Origin of the sequence: Aquabacterium sp. (genome assembly GCF_035476535.1) — a bacterium.
In the GTDB taxonomy this organism is placed as follows: domain Bacteria; phylum Pseudomonadota; class Gammaproteobacteria; order Burkholderiales; family Burkholderiaceae_C; genus Pseudaquabacterium.
Genome location: NZ_DATILJ010000213.1, coordinates 20,298 through 30,408, shown reverse-complemented (window position 1 = coordinate 30,408; position 10,111 = coordinate 20,298). Strand labels below are relative to the sequence as shown.

The following is a 10,111-nucleotide window of genomic DNA, read 5'->3' as shown; positions in this document are numbered from 1 at the left end:
CAGCTCTCGCAGGCGCAGCGCGACTGGGTCATCGAAGGCAGCCCGAACTGGAACGGCAAGTGGAACCAGCAGTGGTACGGCGTGCGCCGCTTCTTTGCCTACCTGGAGAGCAAGGCCTACAAGATGCACATTCGCGTGCTCCTGTCCAAGTACCGCAGCTACACGCCCTGCGACACCTGCGGCGGCGCGCGGCTGAAGACCGAAGCGCTGCTGTGGCGCCTGGGCACGAAGCCCGATGCCGATGCGGTGATGCCGCCGTCTCGGCGCGCGCTACCCAAGGGCACGGCCTGGTCGCGTGAACAGCTGGAGGCCTTGCCGGGCCTGAGCCTGCATGACCTGATGCTGCTGCCGATAGACCGCCTTCGACGCTTCTTCGACGGCCTGAGCCTGCCGTCGACGATGCTCGACGAAGCGCTGAAGCTCTTGCTCGACGAGATCCGCACGCGGCTGAAGTACCTGTGCGATGTCGGGCTCGGTTACCTGACGCTGGACCGCCAGAGCCGCACGCTGAGCGGCGGCGAGGTGCAGCGCATCAACCTGACCACCGCGCTGGGTACCTCGCTGGTCAACACCATGTTCGTGCTCGACGAACCCAGCATCGGCCTGCACCCGCGCGACATGAACCGCATCGTCGAGGCCATGCACCGGCTGCGCGATGCCGGCAACACGCTGGTGGTGGTGGAGCACGACCCGGCGGTGATGCTGGCGGCCGACCGCCTGATCGACATGGGCCCCGGCCCCGGCGAACGTGGCGGCCAGATCGTTTTCGACGGCACGCCCGAGGCCGCGCGCTCGGCCAACACGCTGACCGGCGCCTACCTCGGCGGCCGCAAGCACGTCGGCATCGGCCTGCGCCGCATCGTCAACGAGGCCACGCCGAAGCTGATCCTCGAAGGCGCGCGAGAACATAACCTGCAAAATGTACAGGTCGAATTTCCGCTGCAACGCCTGACGGTGGTGACCGGCGTGTCGGGCTCCGGCAAGAGCACGCTGGTGCAGGACGTGCTGGTGCCGGCGCTGCTGCGCCACTTCGGCAAGCCCACCGAGGGCGCGGGCGAACACGACCGGCTGCTGGGCATGGACTGGTTGTCCGACGTGGTCTTCGTCGACCAGAGCCCGATCGGCAAGACCGCGCGGTCGAACCCGGTCAGCTACGTTGGCGCCTTCGACGAGATCCGCAAGCTGTTTGCCTATGCGCCGATGGCCATCGAGCGCAGCTACGGCGCCGGCATGTTCAGCTTCAACGCTGGCGACGGACGCTGCGCGACCTGCGGCGGCTCGGGCTTCGAGCATGTGGAGATGCAGTTCCTGTCGGACGTCTACCTGCGCTGCCCGGATTGCGATGGCAAGCGCTTCCGCGCCGAGCTGCTGGAAGTGAAGCTGGTGCGCGGGCCGCATCAACTGTCGATCGCCGATGTGCTGGAGTTGACGGTTGCCGAGGCCTGTACCGTGTTCAGCGGCGACAGCGCGGTGGTGGCGCGCCTGCAGCCCATCGTCGATGTCGGGTTGGACTATGTGCGGCTGGGTCAGCCGGTGCCCACGCTGTCCGGCGGCGAGGCCCAGCGCCTGAAGCTGGCCGGCTTCCTGGCCGAAGCCGCCAGCGGGCCCAAGCAGCCGGCGGCAAGGCGCGGCACGCTGTTCTTGTTCGACGAACCCACTACCGGCCTGCACTTCGACGACATCGCCAAGCTGATGCGCAGTTTGCGCAAGCTGCTGGATGCCGGCCATTCGCTGATCGTCATCGAGCACAACCTCGATGTGATCCGCAGCGCCGACTGGCTGATCGACCTGGGCCCCGAAGGCGGTGACGCCGGCGGCCAGATCGTCTGCACCGGCACGCCGGAGGACGTGAAGGCGCATGGCAGCTCCCACACCGGCAAGGCGCTGCGCGAGTACGAGCAGTCGCTGGGCCTGGGCGTGCACAAGGTCGAGGAGGGCATGCCGCTGCAACTGTTGGTGAAAGCCAAGCGCGACGTGGCGCGCGTGATCGACGAGTCGATCCGCATCGTCAACGCCAAGGAGCACAACCTCAAGTCGCTGAATGTCGCTATCCCGCGCGGCAAATTCAGCGTGATCACCGGCGTCTCGGGCTCGGGCAAGAGCACGCTGGCCTTCGACATCCTGTTCAATGAAGGGCAGCGGCGTTACCTGGAATCGCTGAATGCCTATGCGCGCAGCATCGTGCAGCCGGCCGGCCGGCCGGAGGTGGATGCGGTCTACGGCATCCCGCCGACGGTGGCCATCGAGCAGCGCCTGAGCCGCGGCGGCCGCAAGAGCACGGTGGCCACGACCACCGAGGTCTGGCACTTCCTGCGCCTGCTGTGGGTCAAGCTCGGTCTGCAGCGCTGCGTCAAGGATGGCGCTGAGGTGAGGCCGCAAAGCATCGAGAGCATCGCCGCGCAGATCCTGCGCGACCACAAGGGCCAGCACATCGGATTGCTGGCGCCGCTGGTGGTCAACCGCAAGGGGGTCTACACGGATCTCGCGAAGTGGGCCAAGGCGCGTGGGCATACCCATCTGCGTGTCGACGGCGAGTTCCTGAAGGTCGACCCCTGGCCGCGCATCGACCGCTTCAAGGAACACACCATCGAGCTGCCGGTGGGCGATCTGCTGGTCAGCGCCAGGCAGGAGGCGGCATTGCGCGAGATGCTGGCCAAGACGCTGGAGCTCGGCAAGGGCGTGCTGCACCTGCTAAGCCCCCTGGACGGCCTGGCCGGCGTGATGGCCTTCGGCGGCTCGACCGGCCGGGTCGGCACGCTGAAGGTGTTTTCGACCAAACGCGCCTGCCCGCAGTGCGGCACCAGCTACCCCGAGCTGGACCCGCGCATGTTCAGCTACAACAGCAAACATGGCTGGTGCACCAGCTGCGTCGGCACCGGGCTGACCTTGACGCGTGAGCAGCGCAAGGCCTACGACGACTCGATCCGCGACGACGATCAGAAGGGCCGCGAGCAGAGCTTTCCGTCGGAAGAGGCCGAGGTCGAAGGCGTCAGCGGCGAACCCTGTCCGGACTGCGCCGGCACGCGGCTGAACCCGATCTCGCGGGCCATCACCTTCGATGCCCACGCCATCACCGCGGTGGCGCAGTGGTCGGTGGGCGATGCGCGGGCCTGGGTCGAAGCGCTGAAGCTCGAAGGCCGCGATGCGGCGATCGCGCGCGATGTGGTGGTCGAGATCCGCAACCGGCTGGAGTTCCTCGAAGAGGTCGGACTCGGCTACCTGACCTTGGACCGCGCGGCGCCCACGCTGAGCGGCGGCGAGGCGCAGCGCATCCGCCTGGCCGCTCAACTGGGCAGTAATCTGCAAGGCGTCTGCTACGTGCTGGACGAGCCGACGATTGGCCTGCATCCCCGCGACAACGGCGTGCTGCTGAAGGCGCTGGCGCGCTTGTCGGACCAGGGCAATACGCTGGTGGTGGTGGAGCACGACGAGGACACCATCCGACGCGCCGACCACATCATCGACATCGGCCCTGGCGCCGGCAAACGCGGCGGGCGGCTGATTGCGCAGGGCAGCGTGGCGGACCTGTCCGCGCAGGCGGATTCGCTGACCGGCCGTTTTCTGGCAAACCCGCTGAAGCATCCGCTGGGCCCGCGCCGCAACGTCAACCTGGCCACCTTCCAGATGGCGCTGCAAGGCGCCCACCTGCACAACCTGCAGCAGGTGGATGTGCAGATCCCGCTGCAGCGCCTGGTGGCGGTGACGGGGGTGTCGGGCTCCGGCAAGAGCACGCTGGCGCGCGATGTGCTGCTGGCCAATGTGCAGGCGGTGGTGGCGCAGAAGGTCAGCAAGGCCGGGCGCGACGCGCTGGCCGCCGGCAAAGGCCCGGCGCTAGTCGGCTGCACGGGCCTGAGCGGCTTCGAGCCCATCGACCGCGTGCTGGAAGTCGACCAGACGCCGATCGGCAAGACGCCGCGCTCCTGCCCGGCCACCTACATCGGCTTTTGGGACTCGGTCCGCAAGCTGTTCACCGAAACCCTGGAAGCCAAGGCCCGCGGTTATGCCGCGGCGCGCTTCAGCTTCAACACCGGTGACGGCCGCTGCGGCGGCTGTGAAGGGCAGGGGGTGCGCACCATCGAGATGAGCTTCCTGCCGGACGTGAAAGTGCCCTGCGACCAGTGCCACGGCATGCGCTTCAACCCCGAGACGCTGGCGGTCAGCTGGCGCGGCAAGAGCATCGGTGAAGTGCTGCGCATGGAGGTCGACGAGGCGGTGGAGTTCTTTGCGTCGATGCCGTCGATCGCACACCCGCTGCAACTGCTGAAGGATGTCGGCCTGGGTTACCTGACGCTGGGCCAGCCTTCACCGACGCTCAGCGGCGGCGAGGCGCAGCGCATCAAGCTGGTGACCGAGCTGAGCAAGGTGCGCGACGATGTCACGCGCCGCGGCCAGAAGCCGCCGCACACTTTGTATGTATTGGACGAGCCGACCGTGGGCCTGCACATGGCCGACGTCGAGAAGCTGATCCGCGTGCTGCACCGCCTGGTCGATGGCGGGCACAGCGTGGTGGTGATCGAGCATGACCTCGACGTCATCGCCGAGGCCGACTGGGTCATCGACCTCGGGCCCGAAGGCGGCAACGCCGGCGGCACCGTGGTGGCGGCGGGTGCGCCGGAGTTGCTGGTGGCGCGCGGCACGCACACCGGGCGGGCCTTGGGGCCGGTGCTGGGGCGTTGAGGAGCGCCTGGGCGTGATCAAGCCGGGATGCTGCGGCGTGGGCGCGCAGGCGTCAGCTCAGGCGGCATGACAAGCAACGACCTCGAGCATCGGCGGCAGCATCGAGATCTGCCGCATCACCGCCACCATGGTCTGCGAGCCGGTCTTGCTGCGGATCTTGTCGATGTGGGTGCGCACCGTCGACAACGCGACCTGTCGTGACGAGGCGATCTGCTGCGGCGAACTGCCTTCCCATAGGTCGCCCAGCACCCGTGCCTCGGCATCCGTCAGGCCCACGGCACGGCCGAAGCCATACAGCGACAGGGGCTGGCACAGCGCCGGCCGTTCGAACATCACCAGCGCAGCGGGACGGTCGCCACCCCGGTCGACCGGCAGCACGGCCACCTGCCGTGCGCGCGGGTCTCCGTCGACAGGCAGCGGCAGCAGCGTGCGCAGGCCCCGCTGCGCGGCGAGGCAAGCCGCGACCAGGCCGCCCGTGCCATCCGCCAGGCGTTCGCGCACGCAGTGCTCGGCACTGGTCTCGCGCATCGGCAGCCGAGCTGCCCGGTTGGCATGCACCGCGCGCTGCCCATCGACCACGAGGACCATGGGATAGTCCACCAGGTCGAGCAAGGTCCAAGGCAACGGTCCCTGAATCTCCTGCAGGCTTTCGTGCATCTCATCCATGTCTGACTCCCTGAGGCTTTCTGATGCTGGCCCATTCTTCGCAAAGGGACACCGGCTGCCCATCGCATGAACCGATGACGCGGTGACCGCGCCGCAGATCCAGCCATCACATGAACTCACGATGGCGCCGGAGGCGGCCTTGCGGCATCGTGTGGCAGCATCAACATCAAGGAGGGCAATCCGATGAGCGCTGTCAAGCTGGCCTTCACCTCGTGCATGGACGCCGAGGAATTCCCGGAGCAACCCGTGTGGCGAGCCATCGCGGCGCAGCAGCCCGATGCGCTGTTCCTGCTGGGCGACCAGATCTACATGGACTGGAACCTGAGCCCGAAGTGGAAGCGCATCTTCGTGGGCGACCCCGACGGGCCCAAGCGCTTCGCCGACGACATGCACAAGCGCTATGCGCTGCAGTGGGGTGTGGCGGACTTCCGCGCGCTCGTCGCCCAGGTCGTGCAGAACAAGGGCCAGGACCGCATCCTCGTCACCTGGGACGAGCACGACATGGCATGGAACAACGCCTTCGGCGAAGCCCGCGACGACGGCAGCAGCGACCCCATCTCCGACAAGAAGCACGGCGTGCCCAAGCTCGCCCGCGACATCGCCAAGCTGCTGTTCGAACAGTTCGTCGGCGTGCTGCGCGCGGGCCATGCCGGTGCAGCCTACCCGTCGCTGCCGGCGAACATCCTCAGCCCGCCGTCTGCCACGCGCGGCGTGCAGCAGGCGCTGGCGATCGGCGGCATCGACACCGTGGTGTTGGACCAGCGCTTCTACCGGACCGCGCGCGATCACCCGAACGCACGGCTGCTCGGCCCGGGCCAGTTGGACTGGCTGAAGGCCAAGGTCTCGCAGGGCACCGGCTTGGTGGTCGTGGCCGGCAGTTCACCGCTGGTCCATCGCTACTTCCTGTCGAACCAGGCGTGGGACGATGAAGAGCAGCCCTACCCGGACTTCCGGCGCTTCGTCAATGCCGTCTCCCGGCCGGTGCTGTACGTGGGCGGAGACATCCACCGCACCGCCTACACCGGCCTGCTGCCCCACACCAACATCGTGCAGGTGCTCGCGTCGGGCGCGGCACGGGGAGACGCTTGGAAGGCCGTCCCAGGGTCCTTCGCCATCGCCGAGATCGATCTCGCGCAGCGCAGCACCAAGGTCACGCGCCATTCCTCGAAGGGCACTGAGAGTCCCGACCTCGCACGCTTCGATGACCATGGCTGGATGGCATCCGCCGGCGGCCTGGCCGAGAAACCGGATGCGTTCCCGACCGATGCGCTGCCGCTGTTCACGGCCGTGCTGCGGCGCCATGGCCAGGTGCCCGCGAACTGCGCACCCGAGGCGCTCGACGAGCTGTTCCGCGACCGCCTGCCGAAACAGGTGGCCGCAGAAGCGCTGGAAGTGCATGCACAAGGCACCAGCGTCAGCCTTCAGCTCGCCGGCGGCCAGGCTGCGCTGCAGGCCTTGTGCAAGAAGGCCGCCGCGCAGGCGCGTGCGCAGGATCGCCAGTCGCTGGTGTTGTTCGTGCACGCCTTCAACAAGCCGATGGCCGCGTCGGTCGAACAGGGGCTGGACCTGCGCAAACGCTACCCGGGCTGCGAGCCGCTGCTGTTCAGCTGGCCCAGCGGCGACCATGCCGGGCTGATCAATTTCCACAGCGCGCAAAGCAATGCCGATGACGGGGCTGCGGCGCTGGCCGCATTGCTGCCCACGTTCATCCAGGCCGCGCGGGAAGCGGGCCTGACGAGCGTGTTGTTCGTGCGCAGCCTCGGCGCCCGCATGGTGCTGAGGCCGGAGCTGGCGTCCGCCGCGCAGGGGCTGGACCGCATCGTGCTGTCGGCGCCGGCCGTGCCGGAGGCAGGGCATGCCGCGGCACTGGATGCGATGGGGTGCACGGCCTTCGTCACGATCAATCGCGACGACGCCACGCTGAAGAAGCTGCCGTGGTCCGGCCCGCCGCTGGGCAACCATCGTCCCCAGACGTCTGGCCAGCGCACGCTGTACATCGACTGCACGGACGTCGACGACAGCGGCACCAGCCACGACTATTTCCTCGATGGGGGTCACGGCCCCGCACTTCAGTCGCTGCACGAGCGCCTGCTCTACGGCCAGGCGGTATCCGCCACCCATCCCGCGCCCGGCTTCGTCGCGCAGGACGCCCACCTGCTCGTGGGGGGCTGAGGTGGCGGACCGGCGGGTCGAGGTGGCCCTGGTCGAAGATGACCCGGGCACGCGCGAGCGGCTGGGCCGCGCCATCGAGAACAGCGCCGATCTGGACCTGCTGTTCGCGGCCGCCACCGCGGGCGAGCTGATGCGCTGGCTGCCCGAGCACCCGGTAGAGGTGCTGCTGGTGGACATCGGCCTGCCCGATGGCTCCGGCATCGACCTCATCCGCCACGCGTTGCGCTTGCACCCGGCCTGCGAGGTGATGGTCATCACGATGTTCGGCGACGAGAGCAGCATGCTCCAAGCCTTCGAGGCCGGTGCGCGCGGCTACCTGCTGAAGGACGGCACCGAGGACGATCTCGCCCGCCATGTGCGCAGCCTGCGGGCCGGCGGATCGCCGATGTCGCCGGTGATCGCGCGCCGGCTGCTGGACCGCATGCAGCGTAGCGGCCCGCCGGCTGCTGCGTCGCCGGCGGCGCCGCCGCCGGGACCGGCTGCAGGCCCCATGGCGCCCGGCGGCGGCCGGCTGTCTCAGCGCGAATCGGAAGTCCTGGACCTGGTGGCCCGCGGTTTCACCTATCAGGAAGTGGCCAGGCAACTGGGCGTCTCGATGGCCACCGTGCAGACCCACGCCCGCAACATCTACGGCAAGCTGGCGGTGCACTCCAAGACCGAAGCGGTGTTCGAGGCCCGGCAGCTCGGCCTGCTGCGCTGAAAGGCGAGCCCGCGTGCCGCCCGCAGCTCCACGACGGCTTGGCTGGCTGTGGCTGCTGCCGGCCATCGTGCTCGCGGCCGCGCTGCTGGCGATGCAAGGCCTGCCGGGCAGATCCGGGAGCCTGGAAACCATCGCTCGCGCCAGCCAGGTGAGTTATCAAGCCGGGCCGGCACCCGGCACACCCTCCGTCGAAACCAGGGTCGACTTGCCGAACCGTTTCGACCGCCGCTTCAGGGGGCAGCCCGGCACGGCAAGCTACACCGTGCCCTTGCCCGGCCGTGTGGCCTCGGCGCCGATTGCGGTCTTCTTTCCGCGCGTCGGCAACCAGGTCGAGTTCCGGCTGAACGGCCAATGGCTCGCCCAGCTCGGCACGCCGGGCAATGGCCGTTTCGATGCCGCCAAGTCGCCGACCTGGCTGCCACTGCCCGACGAACTGCTGCGGCCGGAGGCCAATGCGCTGGAAGTGACGATCCACGCGCAGCCGGGCCGCTGGAGCGGGTTGTCCAACGGACTCGTCGGACCCGCCGACGCCGTGGGCCGCGTCTTTCGCCTGCAATTGGCGATGCGCACCGGCGCGGCCATGACCTTCTGCGTCTCGATGCTGATCATGGGCGCGCTGGCCCTCGGGCTGTGGCGCCACGAGCGCCGGGCGCTGTACCTGTGCTTCGCGGCCGCGGCGATCACCGGTGCGGTGCCCAACCTCGATCGCGTGCTGGTCGAGGTTCCGCTCAACGGCACGGTGTGGAGCGCAGGGGTCGCCGTCGCGCGGGCCTGGCATATCGCGCTGATGTGCGGCTACCTGCTGCTGCTGGCGGGCGTCGAGCACCGGACGCCCTGGCGGGTGCTGCAGGCCTACCTGCCGCTGGCAACGGTGCTCGCGGTATTGACCAAGGCGCTGGGTGTGCCGCTGCTATGGGATGTGTGCCTGGGCCTGCTGGTGCCGATAGGGATGTACAGCCTGTGGCACATCGCGCGCCGTGCGCTCCACGCAGACGATCGCTACGCCTGGCCGCTGCTGGCCTCGGGCCTGGTGGCCGCCGTGGCCGCGCTGCATGACTACGGCGCGGTGCTGCTGGGCCTGCGCGACGAGACGCACTTCGCCATCCTGCCGCACGCCACCTTCCTGATCGTGATCGTGATGGGCTGGGTGATCGTCGAACGCTACGCACGGGCGCTGCGCGACCACCACGAGCTTGCGCAGACGCTGGAGCAGCGCGTGCGCGAGCGCGAGGCCAGCCTGCACGAGAGCCTGGCGGCGCTGCGCGCGAGCGAAAACGAACAAGCCGTGCTGAGCGAGCGGCAGCGCATCATGCGAGACATCCACGACGGTGTCGGCGCTCAGCTGGTGGGCCTGATCAGCCTCGTCGGCCACGGCAGCGACCGCGCGCCGCTGCGCGAACACGCGCAGGCCGCGCTCGACGAGTTGCGCATCGCGGTCGACGCACTGCAGACTGCCGGCGACGACCTGGCCACCGTGCTGGGCACGACACGCTACCGGCTGCAGCAGCGCTTTGACGCCGCCGGCATCGCCTTCGACTGGCAGGTGGATGCGGTGCCCGGCACCGGCGCGCTGACACCATCGGCCGTGATGCACGCGCAGCGCATCCTGCACGAGGCGCTGACGAACGTGCTGAAGCATGCGCAGGCGAAGCGCGTGACGGTGGCGCTGCATCACTCGACCGAGACCGGATCGATCGAGGTGCTGGTGGAAGACGACGGTGGTGGACTGCCGCAGTCTGCGCCGCGCGGACGGGGGCACGGCCTTCGCAACATGCACAGTCGGGCCGAAGCGATCGGCGGGCAGCTGACGATCGGCCAGTCCACTCAAGGCGGCACCTGCGTTCGGTTGATGCTGCCGATCGTGCGCAGGCCATGATGACGGGTGATGTTGGCCGC

The 10,111-nt window shown here is 68.8% G+C and carries 5 protein-coding genes; 4 read left to right on the top strand and 1 reads right to left on the bottom strand.

Annotated features, from left to right (window positions below; all coding sequences use genetic code 11):
- On the top strand, positions 1–4,677 hold a 4,677-nt coding region (locus VLK61_RS20985; RefSeq protein WP_325423579.1), incomplete at its 5' end, for an excinuclease ABC subunit UvrA.
- A 57-nt stretch (positions 4,678–4,734) separates the two neighbouring features.
- Here the strand turns inward: VLK61_RS20985 and VLK61_RS20980 are convergent.
- A complete protein-coding gene (locus VLK61_RS20980; protein ID WP_325423578.1) occupies positions 4,735–5,343 on the bottom strand; it encodes a helix-turn-helix transcriptional regulator in 609 nt (202 codons plus the stop codon).
- Between the two features lie 183 nt (positions 5,344–5,526).
- On the opposite strand from VLK61_RS20980, the gene VLK61_RS20975 reads away from it, so the two are divergent.
- From VLK61_RS20975 to VLK61_RS20965, 3 genes are read left to right on the top strand one after another with little or no spacing between them, the layout of a single operon-like run.
- On the top strand, positions 5,527–7,515 hold the full coding sequence (locus VLK61_RS20975; protein ID WP_325423577.1) for an alkaline phosphatase D family protein: 1,989 nt from the start codon (positions 5,527–5,529) through the stop codon (positions 7,513–7,515).
- Between the two features lie 22 nt (positions 7,516–7,537).
- The gene (locus VLK61_RS20970; RefSeq protein ID WP_325423576.1) at positions 7,538–8,215 is read left to right on the top strand and encodes a response regulator transcription factor; all 678 of its coding nucleotides are present in this window, start codon (positions 7,538–7,540) and stop codon (positions 8,213–8,215) included.
- A 13-nt stretch (positions 8,216–8,228) separates the two neighbouring features.
- A complete protein-coding gene (locus VLK61_RS20965; protein ID WP_325423575.1) occupies positions 8,229–10,091 on the top strand; it encodes a sensor histidine kinase in 1,863 nt (620 codons plus the stop codon).
- Positions 10,092–10,111: the final 20 nt, after the last annotated feature.

Coding starts and splice junctions, on each gene's coding strand:
- VLK61_RS20980 (WP_325423578.1), bottom strand. CDS start 5,343: ATGGATGAGATGCACGAAAGCCTGCAGGAGATTCAGGGACCGTTGCCT.
- VLK61_RS20975 (WP_325423577.1), top strand. CDS start 5,527: ATGAGCGCTGTCAAGCTGGCCTTCACCTCGTGCATGGACGCCGAGGAA.